Raw genomic sequence first — 19,849 nt, forward strand, 5'->3', positions numbered from 1 at the left:
GGTTATAATTTGAATCGATTCGGCTTTTTGACGGTGTTCTTTTTGACTTTACCTGTTTTGATAAATAGCGCCATCGACTCTAAATGACTGGTATGAGGAAACATATCTAACATAGCTAATTTATGTAGCTCGTAACCTTGGTTTAATAAATTTTGGCTATCTCTGGCTAACGTAGCAGGGTTACATGAAACATAGACCACAGCCTGAGCGCCAAGTTCAGCAATACGCTCAATGATACCTGAGGCGCCCGCACGAGCGGGATCAAGCAACACTTTATTAAATTGTTTTTTAGCCCAAGGTGCTTGGCGTAAATCTTGTTCAAGATCCGCTTGATAAAATTCAACATTCTTAATGCCATTACGTTCAGCATTTTCAGTTGCACGCTGCACCATGGCTTCCACACCTTCAACGCCAACCACATGCTCAGCATACTTAGCTAAAGAAAAGCTAAAATTACCTAATCCACAGAATAAATCGAGCACACGATCTTGTGAGGTTAATCCTAACCAATCTATGGCTTGTTTCACCATGGCTTGATTCACACTTTGGTTAACTTGAATAAAATCATTCGGTAAAAATGCAATCTGACTTCCTGTTTCTTGGTAAGCTAACGATTCACCCACCACACAGTGTAGCTCACCTTGATTGGGTGACAGGTACAATGTCAGATCATTCTGCTCAGCAAATTCAACTAAAGATTGATGCTCTTGGCTGGTTAAAGGTGCGGTATGACGCAACAACATGGCTTTATTAACACCGTCAAACACCACTTCCACATGACCAAGCTTTCTTGGCTGATCCATATTATCTAATACTGATTTAATACCCGGTAGTAAGGCATTCAATTGTGGTTCTAATACTGGACAATCGGTAACGTTAGCAATGTTCTTACTACTTTTTTGACGGAAACCAAATTGAAGTTTCTGGGTTTTAATATCAAACATTAAGCTAATGCGAGCGCGGCGGCGATAGCCAGTATTACTAGAAATAATGGGTTCTTCGAGTTGAAGATCTCCATTGGTCGCAGCATTTTTCTTAAGCGCCTTGCCTGCAAACTTAGTCATCAATTGTGTTAAAGATTGTGATTTATGAGAAATTTGATCCTCATGGCTCAAATGCTGAAGATTACAACCACCGCAAGTTTGATAATGTGGACAAAATGCATCAATACGTTTATCGCTCGCTTGCTCAACTCGCATGAGCTTCGCTTTAGCAAATTTGCTTTTATCTTCCATCACTTGCACTAACACACGTTCACCAGGTAGCGTACCTTCAACAAATATTGGCTTTTTATTTTCGTAAGCAATCCCTGCCCCTTGATGATCGAGGCGTTCGATAGTCACAAGTTGATGCTTGATCTGACTTGCTTGTGGTTTTTTAGCTTGATAAAAATTGGCCATTACGACTTACTACCTAGTTATAAAATTGAGTTACTTAAAAATATTATCGCTTAATTTAATTAAAATAAGCGATATGAATAACAGTGAAAGTTGTGTTTAATCGTGAATATCTCACTCTATGATTGTCGAAACACACATTGTTGATTAAGCTAACGATTCGTTTAGCTTTTATGGTGACTAAGTGTACTTGAATCACGGCTATTTAGTGGCATTCAATCACTCACAATTATCAAAATAGCTATTTTCCCATATCCAGACAGGCTTGTAATTAAAGAATCATGACAAGGTATGGCTTACGCGCCCGCGTAATTACATTAACGCTCGCACCAACACTCATTATTGGTTTTTTATTGAGCGGATTTTTCACATTAAATCGCTACAATGATCTCGAAAATCAATTAATTACTTCTGGAACTGATATCATTGAACCGTTAGCGATTGCTAGTGAGTACGGCATGACTCAGCAAAGCCGAGAAGCTGTACGCCGTTTAATAAGTTACGCTCACCGTAAACATTCAGATATTGTGCGCAGTATAGCGGTATTTGATTCTCATCATGAGCTATTTGTAACATCAAACTTTCATCCTAACTTTCAATCACTCACTTTTGATAAAACGAAGCCGATCCCACTTCTCAGCACAATAGAGCAAGCGAAAAACAACTCAAACATTTTGATCTTACGCTCACCTATCTTAGCCGAAGGTCAATTTTCTGACCCTACCGGTAAAGAAATCGATCCAAACCAAGCTTTAGGTTATATCGCTATCGAGTTGGATATGTCGTCATTACGACTGCAACAATATCAAGAGATATTTTCGGCATTAATGGTGCTCATTTTTGGTATAGGTCTATCTGGATTTTTTGCTTATCGCCTAATGCGTGATGTCACATTACCGATTTCACATATGGTAAGCGTAGTAGATAAAATTCGCCGCGGACATTTGGACGTAAGGATTGAAGGCAAGCTGCATGGCGAACTCGATACCTTAAAAAGTGGTATTAATGCCATGGCAATGTCGTTGTCCGAGTATCATGTTGAAATGCAACATAGCATTGATCAAGCCACATCCGATTTACGAGAAACCCTTGAACAACTAGAAATTCAAAATATCGAACTTGATATCGCAAAAAAACGAGCTCAAGAAGCCGCTCGAGTGAAATCTGAATTCTTAGCTAATATGTCGCATGAATTACGAACTCCATTAAATGGCGTAATCGGTTTTGCCCGTCAAATACTCAAAACCCAATTAACATCGAATCAAGTCGATTACTTACAAACCATTGAACGTTCAGCGCAAAGTTTATTGTCAATTATTAATGATATTCTCGACTTCTCTAAACTCGAAGCCGGTAAGCTTTTACTGGAAAATATCCCATTTGATTTACAAGAATCATTAGATGAGGTCGTTAGTTTACAAGCGCCGAGTGCCCACGAAAAAGGATTAGAAATTACATTAAATCTGGATCCTGCACTCCCTGCTGGGTTAGTCGGTGATTCATTACGAATTCAACAGATCATTACTAACCTTGTTGGTAATGCTATTAAATTTACTGAACGTGGCAACATTGATATTTCAGCTGAGCTGCGTTCAAGTATCGACAATAAAGCAGAAGTACAATTTATTGTTCGTGATACTGGCATTGGGATATCCGAACGACAACAAGCCCAATTATTTCAAGCTTTCAGCCAAGCTGATGCCAGTATTTCACGCCGTTATGGCGGTACAGGTTTAGGGCTTGTGATCACGCAAAACCTAGTCAGTCAAATGGGGGGAGAAATCAGCTTAACCAGCCGTTTGCATCAAGGATCGACCTTCTGGTTTACCGTAACATTCCAAACCACCAATATACCGTTGGTTCCTCAAATAGACGCTTCTGCGCTTGAAGGTCAATCGGTGCTATTAATTGAGCCCAATATTTCACTAGCCCGTATTATTGAGCAACATATGATTCGATTAGGCATGTTGGTTACACATTTAGATCATTTACCTGATGCGGCCTTATCTGATAGTAACGAACGGTTCGATATATTGTTATTTAATACATCGCCAAGTGCACCTTTAGATCAAAATCAAATTTTCAGAGCCATCCAACAAGGTATGAGTATTTCATCTAAAATGATCCTAGGCTTGCCAAGCACAGAATTAGCGTTGGCAGAAAACCTAATCAAACTGTATCCAATTCAATGTATTGCCAAGCCAATCATTCGTAAGAAGCTCTTACAAATGATGCTGCCTAACCAAGCACAATCAATGCTGCTTGCGGCACCAGAAGCACCACATAGTGAGAAGTTACCAATCCGAGTAATGGCTGTTGATGATAACCCAGCTAACTTAAAATTGATCACAGCGCTGCTAGATGAACAAGTAATGCACGTAACCACTTGCTCAAATGGTGCAGAAGCAGTTTTACAGGCAACAGAAAACAGCTTTGACATTATATTGATGGATATTCAGATGCCGCATATGGATGGTGTGACTGCTTGCTTACACATTAAAGAAACTCAGTTGAATGGTAAAACCCCCGTTATCGCTGTAACCGCTCATGCAATTGAAGGTGAAAGAGAACGATTATTACAAGCGGGTATGGATGATTATTTGTCCAAGCCAATCGAAGAGCATGTGTTGCATCAACTATTGGTGCACTGGAATCCTTATACGGTCTCCGGCACAATTGAAAAAATAGACACATCAGAAGATAAAAATGATAAAACGCATAATCCGCTAAGCTTATCCGATAACAGCATTGATTGGGCGATAGCGTTAAAACAGGCAGCCAATAAAAACGATCTTGCTATTGAAATGCTACAGATGTTAGTCCACTTTATTCCCGAAGTGGATAAACAAGTAGAAGTATCTTTAGCTTCGAAAAATGGTTCTGAAGCTGAATTACTAGCTATTATCCATAAGTTACATGGAAGCTGTGCTTATTGTGGTGTGCCTAGACTGCAAAATATTTGTGCTGTTATAGAAACGGCTCTACGATCAAATCAGTTAATTGAGAGCATTGAGCCTGAATTATTTGAGTTGCAAGATGAAATGAGCAAGATAGTTCAAGCAGCAGGTGAGTATTTATAAAACAAGCGATGGAGAGCCGAGGTGTAAGGACGCTTCGCTCGAGGGCCGAAAAATCAAAGTTTAAATGCCGAAACGTAAGTGCCGAGTTTAGCTTTCCAAAATCACCGTTGCCATAGCATAGCGTTTTTCATCTGAAATAGATAAATGGATGTAATGGACGCCTTTTTGCTCTGCCAGTTTTTGTGCTTGACCATGCAATATTAAAAATGGCTTTCCTAGATCATCATTCCTAATTTCAAAATCTTGAAAACTAACACCACAAGCGATGCCAGTTCCCAGAGCTTTTGAAGCAGCTTCTTTCGCCGAAAATCGTTTCGCGAGATAACGACCTTGATATTTCAATGAGTCAAAAATATCAAGTTCAGAGGACACTAGAATACGCTCAGCGAAAGCTTTCCCTGAGCGTTGTAGGCTTTTTTCTATACGTTCAATATCAGCAACGTCAGTGCCAAGTCCAACAATAGCCATAATTTAACGGCGTGCTTGCTGCATAACGGCTTTCATATCAGCAACCGCTTTGTCTAAACCATCAAATAAAGCCCGACCAATAATCGAATGACCAATATTTAATTCATAGATTTCTGGTAATGCGGCAATAGGCCCAACATTATGATACGTCAAACCATGACCGGCATTAACCTTAATGCCAATAGAATGTGCGTAGGTTGCCGCAGCTGCAATACGCTTCAATTCTTCTTGTTGCTCAAGGTCTGTTTCAGCATCAGCATAATGACCAGTATGAAGCTCAATATAAGGAGCCCCACTCGCTTTAGCCGCATTAATCTGATCAGTAGATGCATCAATAAAAAGAGAAACCTTAATACCGGCATCTGCTAACTTTTTAGTAGCAGCCGTGATTTTATCAAGTTGACCAACCACATCTAACCCGCCTTCCGTGGTCAGTTCCTCGCGCTTTTCCGGCACTAAACAGACATATTCAGGCTGGGCTTTAAGCGCTATATCCACCATTTCATCTGTCACAGCCATTTCAAGATTCATACGAGTTTGCAATGTTTCACGCAAAATACGAACATCACGATCATTTATATGACGGCGATCTTCACGTAAATGGACGGTAATACCGTCTGCTCCGGCTCGTTCTGCTATTTCCGCTGCGTGAACAGGATCCGGGTACTTAGTGCCACGCGCATTACGAACGGTTGCGATATGATCAATATTGACGCCTAAGTAAATCTCACTCATCTTTCTCATTCCTTGTTATCAGCTCTTCAAGCTTGAATAAAATACCAAACATAGTAACTATTTCTTAGAAGCTATCATCACAAATAGCTCCCGACTTTTTAACGGTTTGCTGCCAATGTAGGGCTTTAATGCCATGCGGGTAAAGCGCTTAGCCGCTTGTAATTGGGATTTGGTTAAGAAACGACGCTCACTAATAGCGACTAACTCATTACCAAGAAAAGATAAGTTATCCTGTCTTACGCTCGCAATAAAGCCTTTTTGTTCACGGTAGCGATAAGTCATATTATCAGAGACAGGCTCGCCACTGCCGGCACAGTGCAGAAAATCCACGCCATATCCCAGTGAAGAGAGCAAAGCTAGCTCAAAACGGCGTAAAGCGGGTTCAGGGTTGTCACATTGGGCTAATTCGGTCAGTGCGGAAAGGTAATCGTGGAAAAGTTCAGGGTAAGCAGTTTCGCTTTCTACCACTCGAGCAACCAATTCATTTATATACATAGCAGAATAAAGATTGATACCAGAAAGAGGAATGCCCAAACTGATGGGTTCAGCTTGCTTTAAAGTACGCATTGAACCTTTACCAAACCACTTAAGCAACAAAGGGGTAAAAGGTTGCAACACGCCTTTGAGGTTGGATCGCTTACTGCGGGCACCTTTGGCTAAAATAGTGACTCGCCCATACTCTTCACTGAACACATCTAAAATCAAGCTGGTTTCAGTATATGGACGACGATGGAGAACAAAACAACGTTGGAAACCCAAAGCGTCAGACATAGCGTTTTCCGTCACTCACATTTCGAAGGCTCGTATTTCGATATAAAATCGAAATACGAGATCGCCATTCTAAAGATTATAAATCGTCAATATATCCAAGAGAACGTAGTGCACGTTCATCATCGGCCCAACCTGATTTCACTTTAACCCACGTTTCTAAATATACTTTACGGTCAAACAGCTCTTCCATATCCAGACGAGCTTCACGACCAATAGTTTTGATTTTTTCACCACCAGAACCAATCACCATTTTTTTCTGACCAAGACGCTCAACCAAAATTAGAGCGTTGATATGAAAACCATCGGTGTCAGGATTATAATCAAAACGTTCAATCTCAACCGTCACGGAATAAGGTAATTCCTCACCAGTAAAACGCATCAATTTTTCGCGGATAATTTCCGATGCCATAAAACGTTGAGAACGATCAGTGACATATTCTTCAGGGAAGTGGTGAACAGCTTGTGGCAACGCCTCACGGACTCGCTGACGAATCGCATCAGTATTACGACCATGCTTAGCCGAAATAGGAATAATATCGACAAAATCCATCTTTTCAGACAATGACTGCATATGCATCATAACGTGTGTACGATCTTTAACGTTGTCGACTTTATTGATCAATAAAATAGTTGGGAAGTTAGCATTACGCAACTTGTTCAAAACCATTTCATCATCAGGCGTCCATTGTGTTCCATCGACCACAAATAAAACCAGATTAACATCGCTTAATGAGCTGTTAGCCGCCCGGTTCATTAAACGGTTAATTGCGCGCTTTTCTTCAATGTGAAGCCCTGGAGTATCAATATAAATCGCTTGAAATCCATCCTCTGTATCCACACCCATAATACGGTGGCGTGTCGTTTGAGGTTTACGTGAAGTAATCGAAATTTTCTGGCCTAACAAATGGTTAAGTAGTGTTGATTTGCCCACATTTGGACGACCTACAATCGCGATAAAACCGCAATGCTGCTCACTTTCATCAATGCTTACATTGTCAGCTTTTGATGGTTGCGCTTCACCCGCAAAATAGGCATCAAGATCGAATTCTGGCTGCTCGTTATCTTGAACCTTGTTTTGCTCATTATTTGGATCATTTTTATTTGTCATTGGTCAGCACTCCTAACGCAAGTTCCGCAGCCGATTGCTCAGCTTTACGGCGGCTGGTACCTTTTCCTATCACCGGCGCAGATACACCAGCAATATCACATGAAACGGTAAACTCTTGGTTATGCGCTTCACCTTTAATTTTCTCGACGATATAAATCGGTAGCGGCTTACGACGCCCTTGCAAAAATTCTTGTAGTTGAGTTTTTGGATCTTTTTGCGAAATACCTGGCTTGATCGCTTCCAAGCGAGATTGATACCAACTCAATACAACACCACGAACAACCTCAACATCACTATCAAGATAACTGGCACCGATTATGGCTTCTACTGCATCAGCAAGGATTGAATCACGGCGATACCCACCGCTTTTCAACTCGCCTGGACCTAATTTTAAGTAATCTCCTAGCTCAAACTCACGCCCAAGCTCCGCTAAAGTTTGCCCACGAACTAATGTCGCGCGCATGCGGCTCATATCCCCTTCATTTATTTTAGGGAAGCGATGATATAATTCATCGGCAATGACAAAACTTAAAATTGAATCGCCCAAAAACTCTAAACGTTCATTGTGTTGGCTATTCGCACTGCGGTGAGTCAGTGCGAGGTTTAGAAGATCGGCGCTATTAAAGCTATAACCGATCTTTTTTTCTAACTTAGCAATCTGAGAATTCATGCTCTCTCAATTATATTAAGCCGCCGATACGATTAAATCGCACGCCGGTTGGGATCCACGAAGGCAATACGCTGTCCGCATCACGATCAAATTCAAAGCTAATCCAAATAGCAACGGCTTTACCGACTAGATTAGCCTCCGGTACAAATCCCCAATAGCGGCTATCTGCACTATTATCACGGTTATCACCCATCATAAAGTACTCGCCCTGAGGAACAACCCACTCCGCTTGATATGCTCTTGGCTTATAAGCCGCAACATTATCACGGCGTACCGGGCTGATTAAAATACTGTGTGCCACGTCACCCAATTGTTCCTTTGCTTGAATAAGAGGAACGCCATCTTGGAAGAAGTCACTTTGTTTTACATCCGAATGCTCAACAGGTTTACATTCTTGGCTGCCCGGAGACTGAACACATAACTGCTTACTTTCAGTATAGCGGATAGTATCGCCCGGCAAGCCCACGACGCGTTTTATGTAATCAATATTAGGTTGTGGTGGGTAACGAAAAACAATGATATCACCACGTTTTGGCTCACCGGTTTCAACCAATGTCGATTGAAATACAGGATCTTTAATGCCATATGAAAATTTTTCGACCAAGATGAAATCACCAACAAGTAATGTTGGCATCATCGATCCTGATGGAATTTGAAATGGTTCATAAATAAAACTGCGCAGAATCAAAACGAATGCAATAACAGGGAAGATTGATACACTATTTTCAACCCACCAAGGCTGACGATTAACTTTCGCTACGATCTCTTTTGGTAGAGGCTCTTTAGTCTGAGTTTCAATGTTAGCAACTGATTGTTGGCGTTTTTTACCCCAAACCAATTTCTCTAACACCCATACAACACCAGTAACTAAAGTCACTAAAACTAAAATCAATGAAAATGTATTCGCCATTTGGCTTCCCTATAATTTTCTAAAATAAGAACGGATATTCCATTCCGGTGTCCATTCAAAACCATTTTGGTTAAAACAACACTCAATAAAAACAATGAAAGTGAAAGAACGTTACTGCTCTTTCACTTTATTTCGATGACCCGATTTCAGCCTGATAAATTAATCTTTACCAACGTGAAGGATTGCAAGGAAAGCCTCTTGAGGTAATTCAACATTACCAATTTGCTTCATGCGTTTTTTACCTTCTTTTTGTTTCTTCAATAATTTTTTCTTACGGCTGATATCGCCACCATAACATTTAGCGATAACGTTTTTACGCAATTGCTTAACAGTAGAACGGGCAATAATATGATTACCAATCGCCGCTTGAATCGCGATATCAAACATTTGACGAGGGATGAACTCTTTCATTTTCTCGACTAATTGACGGCCACGAGTTTGTGAGTTTTCTTTATGAGTAATAATCGCCAATGCATCGACAGTTTCACCATTAAGTAATACATCAACACGCACCATGCTAGACAACTGATAACGCTGGAAGTTGTAATCTAAAGAAGCATAACCACGCGAGGTTGATTTCAAACGGTCAAAAAAGTCCAATACCACTTCAGCCATTGGTAAGTCATAAGTTAATGCAACTTGGTTACCATGATAAACCATGTCAACCTGAGTGCCGCGCTTTTCAATACATAAGGTAATCACATTACCTAAATAATCTGCTGGCACTAAGATATTACAGCGTGCAATCGGCTCACGAATTTCTTCTATGTCATTAATTGCGGGCAATTTCGCAGGGCTATCTACATATAGAATAGATTTATCCGTTTTCATCACTTCATACACTACGGTAGGTGCTGTTGTGATCAAATCTAAATCGTATTCACGCTCTAAACGCTCTTGAATGATTTCCATGTGCAACATGCCAAGAAAACCACAACGGAAACCGAAACCAAGTGCAGCCGAACTTTCTGGCTCATAGAATAACGAAGCATCGTTTAAACTTAATTTACCCAGAGCATCTCGGAAGTTTTCATAATCATCCGAAGAAACAGGGAACAATCCAGCATAAACTTGCGGTTTTACTTTTTGGAAACCTGGTAATCTTTTTTCACAACCGCCTTTGGCGTGAGTTAAAGTATCCCCTACTGGCGCACCTAAAATATCTTTAATACCGCACACAACCCAGCCAACTTCACCAGTATTGAGTCCATTAGTATCAACTTGCTTAGGAGTAAAAATACCAATACGGTCTACCCCCCAAGTCTGACCTGTACTCATTACTTTAATTTTATCGTTTTTCTTTAGTGAACCATTTTTAATGCGAACTAAAGAAACTACGCCTAAATAGTTATCAAACCATGAGTCAATAATCAAAGCTTGTAAGGGCCCGTCTGGATCACCTTCTGGAGCAGGAATTGATCTCACAATTTCTTCTAATACTAAGTCAACACCGATGCCTGTTTTTGCAGAGCAACGAACCGCTTCCATTGCATCAATGCCAACAATATCTTCAATCTCTTCCGCTACACGCTCAGGATCCGCGGCTGGTAAATCAATTTTGTTTAGGATCGGAACGACTTCAAGATCCATTTCAATCGCGGTGTAACAGTTTGCCAGTGTTTGAGCTTCAACACCTTGACCAGCATCGACGACTAATAAAGCCCCTTCACACGCCGCTAGAGAGCGAGATACTTCATACGAGAAATCAACATGTCCAGGAGTATCGATAAAGTTCAACTGATAAGTTTCACCATCGTTCGCTTTATAATCTAATGTTACGCTTTGCGCCTTGATTGTGATGCCACGCTCACGCTCAAGATCCATTGAGTCTAACACTTGAGCCGCCATTTCACGTTCAGTTAACCCTCCACAAACTTGGATTAGGCGATCAGAAAGGGTCGACTTACCGTGGTCGATGTGGGCGATAATCGAAAAATTACGAATGTGCTTCATAGGCTGGTGACGATACTCAATTAAAAAATGAAAAATAGAAACGCAACACTGATATGTTGGTTTCATTAAAGTGGAGGGGATTCTACCCAATTTCAAGCAAGGTAGCTATACCCTTATTACTTGAAGAGGTAGATCAAGTCATAAGAGAGGTAGGCTTAACAAATAGGCTGGCCAAGTATTCGAATTAAGCTGACTTCACGCCCAACTTTACCCTCTAACCAAGCCGTGATCGGCTTGGCGAAGTAAATACCCAAACCACCAAATAGAAAAAACATGAGGATAACAATCCCTTCTCCACCGCCCATTAATGGTCTTAACCATAACTGAGCAATAAGGCTACCTAACATCATCGCAAGTAAAGGCAATAAATAAACAGTTAGCGCAGAGAGCACAATACTTTTTTCAGGTAAGCCGATTTCAACGACTTGGCCCGTTTTCAATGCTTGCTTAGTTTCAAGTTTCCACACGTGAGACTTACTCCCTAATGCTTTAGAAACCAATCCCGTGCCACAGTTTTTTTGTGATTTACAATGATTGCAGCTGGTTTGCTGATCACAGCTCACTTGAACATAATGCTTACCATTTTGGGTAGCTATATCAACGACCGTAGCCAAAGCTGTCATCATTATTTAGTACCTTTATTGGTTGCCGTGTCCGTTGCTAACTTAAACACAATCGAATTGGCAATACGTTTTGCAGTCTCTGGAGGAATATCACCAATGACAGAAATTTCTTTATTATCTTTAACGAAAGTTTGCAAGGTACGACGACCTTGACGGTATATTTGCGTACGACTGTCTGGTGAATTTAGCTCTGAAACATAGACAGAAAAATTAAATAATCCATCAGAAAATAGCTGACTTTCTACAATACTGTCCGTAATAGGCATTCTGTATCGATTAAGATCATTTGCTTTAAAACCATCCGGCACCCAACTAACCTTCCAATCAGCATCGGCAGATTGAGGCTTAGGAATGCTTAATACATCAGGCAGTTTCACCCTATTAAGCTTTTCTAATATGGTAGCAATATGATCACTAACGGCATACGACACCGTCCTATATTGTTCTAAAACCTCACCATTACGTTCAATCAAATCAGCTCGTAAAGGCAGTTTACTGCGCTCATCAACCCAAACGACATAAGAATAACGCTGCCCATCTTTAGGCACTACCCTTATGACTTGGCAAGCAGATCCTGCTTCACGAGAACGCCCAATTTTAACAAAATCATATAAGCGACTAAGCTCTGTAATATTGCTGTTAATCATTGGAATAAGTGGTGCGACCATACTCCCAGAACGAATAGTGAACGGCTCAATACCCGGTTCAATATAGCTTATTTCATCCGCACGTCGAATTACTTCTCGAACAGGGCCACTGAGATAAACCAAGTGCGCAAGTTGTTTATTATCACCAACAGAGTGTCGATAAAGTAAAGGCTCGATGCTATTTTTCTTAATAAGAATATAAGACATTTCATAATTAAGAGTTTGGCTGGCTTCGCTCATTTGATGCAGTAAAGCCTCGGCTGAATTTTTATCTTCGGCCAAGGCAAGCTGACTGAATAAGCTGAATAGTAACCCAATACTAATCAGAAATTTTTTCATTTTATTACCGCTCTAGCGTTAAACAATTATTCACTGGAGTGATTAAGGCGTAACTGCAATTCATAATCTTGCATCAGTGCATTAATACGTCGATGTTGTTCCATCTCTTTCGCTTCAGTCGATTGAGTACGAACAGATTCGCTCGTCAAACTTACAGGTTCAGCAGATCCAGAAAAAGGGATGGTTTGTAAAACGGGTAGCTGATCTGATTCGCCGACGGCACCATTGCCGCCTGAATATTGCTGTACACCTAAAACCACAACTAACGAAACACAAGCGGCAATCCCTATTTGAGTTAGATTGGATAACCACGCTGGCATTTTTGAGCGCGCTTTTTGTGGGTTAGGTTGTGATTCCATTAATGGTACGACTTGAGCAAGTTTTCCATTTTGTTTTGAATGTGCTGGTTCAGATTCAAGTACCATTGCAACTTGGGAAGCAATATCCCAACCTGATGTATTTTGAGCGACATCACCACGCAGCGTGTCACCAATTAAATGGTAACAACTCCATGATTGTTGTGCTTCAATATCGTTTTCGATATCAGTTATCAATGATTGATCCACAAGCTCTCCATCCATTAGAGCCGAGATCTGTTGTTTACTGGTCATATTCATCACCATAAATTAATAAGACTATTAACGCTGAATTAGTGGTTTTATCTTCTTTTCCACTGCATCGCGAGCTCGGAATATCCGAGAACGAACCGTCCCTACAGGGCAATCCATCACTTCAGCAATTTCTTCATAACTTAAGCCATCTATTTCACGAAGGGTCATTGCCGTTTTTAAATCTTCAGGCAGCGCATCAATTGCATCAAAAACCACCTGCTTTAGTTCTTCTGACAACGTTAAGTTCTCAGGGTTCGAAATTTCTTTTAGTGCACTACCAGATTCGTAATATTCTGCATCCTCTGCATCGACATCACTGGCTGGTGGGCGGCGTGATTGAGCCACGATATAGTTCTTCGCAGTATTTACTGCGATACGATATAGCCAAGTATAAAAAGCACTCTCACCACGAAACCCTGGAATTGCTCTGTACGCTTTAATAAAAGCCTCTTGAGCAACATCCGGCACATCGCCTGGATTTTTGATATAACGAGAGACTAAGCTGCAGACCTTATTTTGGTATTTAATCACCAAAAGGTTAAATGCTTGCTTATCACCATTTTGAACTCGCTCAATTAAAACTTGATCTGTCAACTGCTCGCTCATTTCGAGCACCTACTCCTGTTGTTATGCTCTTATCTTCGCAGATATGAACTCTTATTCTTTATATTTGTAGTATTGACACCACACGAGCACCTGATATGACCGCGTATCAATAAAAAAGTTCCTTAAATTAAAACTTTTCGCTTTTCAATTATAAAGTGTAATGTAATTATCATTTACTTCGGTCGTCAAATTAACCGTAATCAGTAATCATATGGTATGTGAGACGATAATTCAGACATATTACCCTTTTTAAATCAAGAGTGCTTGCTCATAATACCATTCGTTATTTATTGTGAGACTAATTTACCACCAATTCTCTTTGATCCAATCTGTACGTTGAGGCAAACCTACAACAGCAGATGAAAAGCATATATGCACACAGTCACGTTATCTATGGTTGATTAAAACGCCAACCTCTGGCTTAGGGATTGAGACAAAATTATGAACGCAAATAATACAGAACATGAATGTGATGTGCTCGTCATTGGTAGTGGAGCGGCTGGCCTTTCATTGGCATTACGCGTTGCAGCTCACGGGAAGGTCATCGTATTAAGCAAAGGCCCAAAGTGTGAAGGCTCGACCTACTACGCTCAAGGAGGTATTGCCGCTGTTTTTGATGAAAATGACAGTATTGAATCTCACGTAGAAGACACGTTAATCGCTGGTGCTGGTATTTGCGAAGAAGAGACTGTTAATTTCATCGCTAAAAACTCTAAAGAATGTGTACAGTGGCTCATCGATGGTGGTGTTCCATTCGACTTTGATGAAAATGATAAAAGTGAACACCCTAAACACCACCTCACACGCGAAGGTGGCCACAGTCATCGCCGCATTCTCCATGCAGCAGATGCCACAGGAATGGCAATGCAAACTTCGCTACAAGACAATGTCGATCGTCATCCCAACATTCACTTTCTTGAGCGTTACAATGCGCTTGATTTAATTACTGAAGATAAAATTGGTGGCGATCCTAAAAAAGTGGTCGGTGCATACATTTGGAATCGTAATCAAGAACACGTTGAATCGGTCAGAGCTAAATTTGTCATCCTTGCAACAGGTGGTGCGTCGAAAGTGTACCAATACACGTCAAATCCAGATGTTTCATCTGGTGATGGTATTGCAATTGCTTGGCGTGCAGGTTGTCGTGTTGCCAACTTAGAGTTTAATCAATTTCACCCAACCTGTTTATTCCACCCTGAAGCTCGAAACTTTCTACTAACAGAAGCACTTCGAGGTGAAGGAGCATACTTAAAGCGTCCTGACGGCACTCGTTTCATGCCTGATTTTGACGACCGTGGTGAACTTGCACCACGTGACATCGTCGCCCGCGCTATTGATTTTGAAATGAAGCGTTTAGGCGCAGATTGCATGTATTTAGATATCAGTCATAAGCCAGCTGATTTTGTTGAAAAACACTTTCCCACTATTTATATGCGCCTAAAAGACCTTGGGATTGATATGACTAAAGAACCGATCCCAATTGTTCCTGCGGCTCACTACACTTGTGGCGGGGTCATAGTCAATCAGCAAGGACAAACCGATCTAAAAAACCTTTATGCTATCGGCGAGGTAACATATACCGGTTTACATGGTGCAAACCGACTTGCCTCTAATTCATTACTTGAATGCGTAGTGTATGCTTGGTCTGCCGCTAACGATATTATCGCCAATTTCGATAAAGCTACCCTAGCTGACTCTTTACCTTATTGGGATGAGAGCCAAGTATCTAACTCTGATGAAGAAGTTATCCTGCAACATAATTGGCATGAGCTACGTCTTTTTATGTGGGACTACATGGGAATTGTTAGGACAGATAAACGTTTAGAGCGAGCACTACGACGAATTCAATTATTACAACAAGAAACCCATGAATACTACAGCCACTTCCGCGTTTCAAATAATTTACTTGAACTGCGTAATTTACTCCAAGTAGCTGAACTCATGGTACGTTGTGCGATGGCAAGAAAAGAGAGTCGCGGTTTGCATTATACCTTAGATTACCCTAATAAATTAGAGAACAGCGGGCCGACAATTCTAGAGCCTGAAACCTTTAGAACCAGCAATCCATTATTTTAATCACAAAACACGGCCAATAAATTGAGCCTCGCTCTAAAGCTCTAAAGCTCTAAAACCTTAATGCTATTTTGTCCAATAAATAGCATTAAGGTTCCTTCTTCACTTCCAATCGATAATTGTCATCTTGATTAAGCAACACCAATAAACGACGATATTCGTCTTCATTAAACTGATATCGCCATAATCGAATAACCTGATTATTTAATCGAAGTTGTACCCAGAAAGTCATTAATTCAGTTTGAATTGCAGTAACAGGATGGAATATAGACGAATAGGAATAAGACGATTTATTATCTTCTATACTTTGAAAGCATAGTTTAAATGATAATTGTATTAATAATGGCGATAAAACTAAAGGAGAGAGAGAAACAGCGAGCCCCAAATTCAACAATAAAAATACACCTATTGCGATAATTGAAGCCATTGCTGTTTCTTTATAGTCAAAAATATGACATTTGTTGGCGCGGTTATCGAGATTAACGCACTTTACTGAGATTATGGGCAACGATCTTATCCACTAACTTTGCGTGCCCTAAATGTTCACTGCGCCCATGCCCCATGATCCAAGTAAATAAATCGGGATCATCACACTCAAGCAAAGACACAAATTCTTGCTGCTCTTGCTCACTTAGATCATCAAAACATTCTTCAAAAAAAGGCATGATAACAACATCAAGCTCTAGCATACCTCGGCGACAGGCCCATTTAATACGTGCTTTTTCTTCTGGTCTATACATCTCAATCCCACCTATTATTTTAATCATTTTAGTCTACCAGTATGATGACCTTCTCACTAGTACCGCTATCACAGAGTGGTATATAAATTATAACTTTACCGAGCCAATAATGAGAAAAGCTGACAAATGAAATAGACAGGTTTACCATGGAACAAATATTATCTTCAGGACGTTATAATGACTGGGACTTCTTCTACATTATCTTTATCTTCGACTAAAACATTACCCGACTTGGTTTTATGCCCACTGCATTCTTGGTCTGCCATCAATGTAGTTGGAGACGATAAAAAATCCTACCTTCAAGGCCAAGTAACTTGCGATGTCGTGGCATTGGATCCAACGAAAAGCACATTAGGTGCACACTGCGATGCTAAAGGAAAGATGCTCAGTGTCTTTCGTTTATTCAATCACAACGATGGCTACGCATTATTTCAGCATCGCTCAGCGATAGAGAAAGAACTACAAGAAATCAAAAAGTACGCCATTTTTTCTAAAATAGAAATGAGCCAAACCACTGATGTTTGTATTGGGGTTTTAGGGCAGCAAGCAGACATTTTTATTGATGAATTAAATGACCAAGCACAAGATGTTCGGGCCATATCAGGTGGTACAGCCATAAAAGTAGAGCACAATCGCTGGTTACTCTTGGTTTCAGAAGAACAAGCTAAAAACCACCTTAAGCAAGATTCACAGGCGGTCATTTGCGATGAAAGTATTTGGGATTGCTCTGATATTTTATCAGGTCTACCTCGTGTAAGAGCTCAAGATCAGTTAGAACACATTCCACAAGCCATGAATTTACAAGCTTTAGGCGGTATTTCATTCAAGAAAGGCTGTTATACAGGTCAAGAAACGGTCGCGAGAGCCAAATATAGAGGAATTAATAAGCGAGCCATGTTCTTACTTGAAGGTGTATCACAAGAGGAACTACCTGAAGAGTTAAGTATAGAAAGGCAAGTGGGTGAAAACTGGCGTGGCGCAGGTCAACTTCTTACCCATTATAAATATTCAGACGACAAGATCATCGCGCTTGCTGTGTTACCAAATAACTTAGAGGCTGAAACTCTATTCCGTTTAACCCACCAACCGAATATAGAGCTCACTTTTAGCGGCTTACCTTACTCACTGGAGAGTGATGAATAGTCGATTAAGATCACTTTATTAATGTAAATAACAATTTAATCAATATATAAAAAGATGGTTACATCCCACAAATAAAAACCAAAGTTGGAATTGTTATGCTTAATTTGTGAGTAAATAATCAAACTAATGATTTTAATGTATTCTAGTAATACTTGTGTTTCCTTTCGCTAATCTCTTTTTTTGCTAGGCACAAGTTTAAGTGGATTGGACTGAACAATCTTCTAAACCACTTTATATAATGCATCTGTGACTTTGCCCGTATACTCCAATACGGGCTTTTTTATTGAAAATAATAATGGCTTAATATGCAAGCAACAAATACATCCGCACATCTTATTCACACAATGAAATCATGGTTAAAGATCAAGCACCAAATAAAAATTAAAGCATGAAAAAACACCATTTAATCACATAAAATTTCATATTTAAACGATATTACAATAGAACATCCTGTATAATCATCGCCAATTACTATAAGGATGTTAGTATGAGACTTTTCAAACGTTACACACCTGGACAAATCGCTAAACACATTAGTCGCCTATTTAAAGGTCGTATCTATATTGATGGCGTCGGAAAGTTTGAATTCGATAATGCCAAGTTAATAATACCTAATCATGCTGAAACTAAGCATTACCAAACCGTTAGAGAAATAAACCAAGAAGTGAATAAAATTCGTAACCTTGCATTTTAATTCTAATTTGATTTACGGAATGAAAAAAGGCAGAAATACTCAGCACGGTATTTCTGCCTTTTCTCGTATGACTTTTAATTATTTGACTAGATTAGGTAGATCACCGGTAATCCCCAATGCTCGCTTCATCATCTCTTCTTTCATGCCCGGCATATGACCAATAAATTGCATACCTAGCCCTCGAACCAATTTTTTGGCCGGATTTCCACCTGCAAATAAATCTTTGAAGCCTTGCATTGCCGCGATCATTTTTGCCGCTTCCGCTTTACGCCAGCGTTCATAATTACGTAAGTTACGATACAGCCCAATATCTTCACCTTGTTGCCATAACAATAAGACTTCTTCCGCAAGACTTGCAGCATCAAGAAAGCCCAAATTAACGCCTTGCCCAGCAAGAGGATGAATGGTGTGGGCTGCATCACCGACTAACGCTACACGGTTTTGCGCAAAATTACGGGCATAACGCATTTTAAGAGGAAAAGCGTTACGTGCCCCCTCCACTTTGCACAACCCTAACCGCATATCGAATTCAGTAGTTAAAGCTTGATTGAAAGCAGCTTCCGAGCGCTCAACTAAAGCGTCAGCTCTATTTGGATCGGTTGACCAAACTAATGAACATAAATGCAGATCCGATAAAGGCAATAAAGCAATTGGCCCCTGAGGAGTAAACACTTGGCGAGCAACACCTTGATGCGGCTCTGTCGTACGAATATTAGCGACAATGGCGCTGTGTCCATAATCCCAATGCGTTAAAGGAATATCTTGCTGTTTTCTCACCCAAGAATTCGCACCGTCCGCTCCAATGACTAATTTAGAGGTTAACGAGTCTCCCGAATCTAAAGTGATCCAAGCTTCACTCTCACCAACCACCATATTTGAACAGCGATTTGGCATAAACAGCGTTACATTCGATAATGTTTTCACACGTTCTAATAATGCTAATTGAATCACTCTGTTTTCAACAATATGGCCAATATTCGATTGGGATAAATCATCGGCATGAAATTCCAGACGAGCAAAACTGTCTTTCTCCCACACTTCCATTGCCATGTATGGTGCTACTCGGCGAGACTCAATGCCACTCCAAGCGTGTAAGTTTTTTAAAAATAATTCACTTGCGCGGCTTAATGCAGACACTCGAGTATCTGGTGCATTATCAAGCTCTTTATTAGGTTCAGTGCCTTCAATAACCGCAATTCGTAAGTTGCTGTCAGCAAAAGAGGCCGCTAACGCAAGACCCACCATTCCGCCGCCAACAATAGTAATATCAAAGCTTTGCAT

Annotated in this window: 19 protein-coding genes; 4 read left to right on the forward strand and 15 right to left on the reverse strand. The window is 40.4% G+C overall.

What is annotated here, in order from left to right; genetic code table 11:
- Positions 1 to 2: 2 nt before the first annotated feature.
- Positions 3 to 1,400, reverse strand: coding sequence for a 23S rRNA (uracil(1939)-C(5))-methyltransferase RlmD (rlmD, locus tag HC725_RS03705; protein WP_190330429.1), 1,398 nt, complete (start codon positions 1,398 to 1,400; stop codon positions 3 to 5).
- A 278-nt stretch (positions 1,401 to 1,678) separates the two neighbouring features.
- Between rlmD and barA the strand changes: the two genes are divergently transcribed.
- Positions 1,679 to 4,477 (forward strand): two-component sensor histidine kinase BarA, encoded by a 2,799-nt coding sequence (barA, locus tag HC725_RS03710; RefSeq protein ID WP_190330430.1) that lies wholly within the window; start codon positions 1,679 to 1,681, stop codon positions 4,475 to 4,477.
- Positions 4,478 to 4,564: 87 nt separating this feature from the next.
- Here the strand turns inward: barA and acpS are convergent, their stop codons facing one another.
- The 11 genes from acpS to rpoE form a co-directional block, all read right to left on the reverse strand.
- Entirely contained in the window at positions 4,565 to 4,945 is a 381-nt protein-coding gene (acpS, locus tag HC725_RS03715) for a holo-ACP synthase (protein WP_190330431.1), read from the reverse strand.
- Between the two features lie 3 nt (positions 4,946 to 4,948).
- A complete protein-coding gene (gene pdxJ / locus HC725_RS03720) occupies positions 4,949 to 5,680 on the reverse strand; it encodes a pyridoxine 5'-phosphate synthase (protein ID WP_190330432.1) in 732 nt (243 codons plus the stop codon).
- 57 nt (positions 5,681 to 5,737) lie between these two features.
- Complete coding sequence (recO, locus tag HC725_RS03725; RefSeq protein WP_190330433.1) at positions 5,738 to 6,451, reverse strand: DNA repair protein RecO; 714 nt, start codon at positions 6,449 to 6,451, stop codon at positions 5,738 to 5,740.
- Positions 6,452 to 6,527: 76 nt separating this feature from the next.
- On the reverse strand, positions 6,528 to 7,559 hold the full coding sequence (gene era, locus HC725_RS03730; RefSeq protein ID WP_190330434.1) for a GTPase Era: 1,032 nt from the start codon (positions 7,557 to 7,559) through the stop codon (positions 6,528 to 6,530).
- Entirely contained in the window at positions 7,549 to 8,229 is a 681-nt protein-coding gene (rnc, locus tag HC725_RS03735) for a ribonuclease III (protein WP_190330435.1), read from the reverse strand. Before rnc ends, era begins: the two co-directional genes overlap by 11 nt.
- 10 nt (positions 8,230 to 8,239) lie before the next feature.
- Positions 8,240 to 9,139 (reverse strand): signal peptidase I, encoded by a 900-nt coding sequence (gene lepB, locus HC725_RS03740; protein WP_190330436.1) that lies wholly within the window; start codon positions 9,137 to 9,139, stop codon positions 8,240 to 8,242.
- Positions 9,140 to 9,298: 159 nt separating this feature from the next.
- Complete coding sequence (gene lepA, locus HC725_RS03745; protein ID WP_190330437.1) at positions 9,299 to 11,092, reverse strand: translation elongation factor 4; 1,794 nt, start codon at positions 11,090 to 11,092, stop codon at positions 9,299 to 9,301.
- Between the two features lie 155 nt (positions 11,093 to 11,247).
- A complete protein-coding gene (locus tag HC725_RS03750) occupies positions 11,248 to 11,718 on the reverse strand; it encodes a SoxR reducing system RseC family protein (protein ID WP_190330438.1) in 471 nt (156 codons plus the stop codon).
- A complete protein-coding gene (rseB, locus tag HC725_RS03755; protein WP_190330439.1) occupies positions 11,718 to 12,701 on the reverse strand; it encodes a sigma-E factor regulatory protein RseB in 984 nt (327 codons plus the stop codon). The genes HC725_RS03750 and rseB overlap by 1 nt, the downstream gene beginning before the upstream one ends.
- 26 nt (positions 12,702 to 12,727) lie before the next feature.
- Positions 12,728 to 13,312 (reverse strand): RseA family anti-sigma factor, encoded by a 585-nt coding sequence (locus HC725_RS03760; protein ID WP_190330440.1) that lies wholly within the window; start codon positions 13,310 to 13,312, stop codon positions 12,728 to 12,730.
- A 27-nt stretch (positions 13,313 to 13,339) separates the two neighbouring features.
- Positions 13,340 to 13,918 carry an RNA polymerase sigma factor RpoE gene (gene rpoE / locus HC725_RS03765; protein WP_190330441.1) on the reverse strand — a complete coding sequence of 193 codons (579 nt, stop codon included), beginning with the start codon at positions 13,916 to 13,918 and terminating at the stop codon, positions 13,340 to 13,342.
- Positions 13,919 to 14,359: 441 nt separating this feature from the next.
- Here rpoE and nadB point away from each other — a divergent pair, with 441 nt between their 5' ends.
- Positions 14,360 to 15,994: an L-aspartate oxidase gene (nadB, locus tag HC725_RS03770; protein WP_190330442.1), complete on the forward strand. Its 1,635-nt coding sequence runs from the start codon at positions 14,360 to 14,362 to the stop codon at positions 15,992 to 15,994.
- A gap of 85 nt (positions 15,995 to 16,079) precedes the next feature.
- On the opposite strand, the gene HC725_RS03775 is transcribed toward nadB, so the two are convergent.
- Positions 16,080 to 16,418, reverse strand: a complete 339-nt coding sequence (locus HC725_RS03775; protein WP_190330443.1) for a hypothetical protein — start codon at positions 16,416 to 16,418, stop codon at positions 16,080 to 16,082.
- Between the two features lie 52 nt (positions 16,419 to 16,470).
- The gene (locus tag HC725_RS03780) at positions 16,471 to 16,731 is read right to left on the reverse strand and encodes an FAD assembly factor SdhE (protein WP_190330546.1); all 261 of its coding nucleotides are present in this window, start codon (positions 16,729 to 16,731) and stop codon (positions 16,471 to 16,473) included.
- Positions 16,732 to 16,908: 177 nt separating this feature from the next.
- Here HC725_RS03780 and ygfZ point away from each other — a divergent pair, with 177 nt between their 5' ends.
- On the forward strand, positions 16,909 to 17,874 hold the full coding sequence (ygfZ, locus tag HC725_RS03785) for a tRNA-modifying protein YgfZ (protein ID WP_190330444.1): 966 nt from the start codon (positions 16,909 to 16,911) through the stop codon (positions 17,872 to 17,874).
- Positions 17,875 to 18,361: 487 nt separating this feature from the next.
- On the forward strand, positions 18,362 to 18,568 hold the full coding sequence (locus HC725_RS03790) for a DUF1107 domain-containing protein (RefSeq protein WP_190330445.1): 207 nt from the start codon (positions 18,362 to 18,364) through the stop codon (positions 18,566 to 18,568).
- 78 nt (positions 18,569 to 18,646) lie between these two features.
- On the opposite strand, the gene HC725_RS03795 is transcribed toward HC725_RS03790, so the two are convergent.
- The gene (locus tag HC725_RS03795) at positions 18,647 to 19,849 is read right to left on the reverse strand and encodes an FAD-dependent 2-octaprenylphenol hydroxylase (protein WP_190330446.1); all 1,203 of its coding nucleotides are present in this window, start codon (positions 19,847 to 19,849) and stop codon (positions 18,647 to 18,649) included.

It is taken from the genome of Vibrio sp. S17_S38 (genome assembly GCF_014694375.1).
Classification (GTDB): Bacteria; Pseudomonadota; Gammaproteobacteria; order Enterobacterales; family Vibrionaceae; genus Vibrio.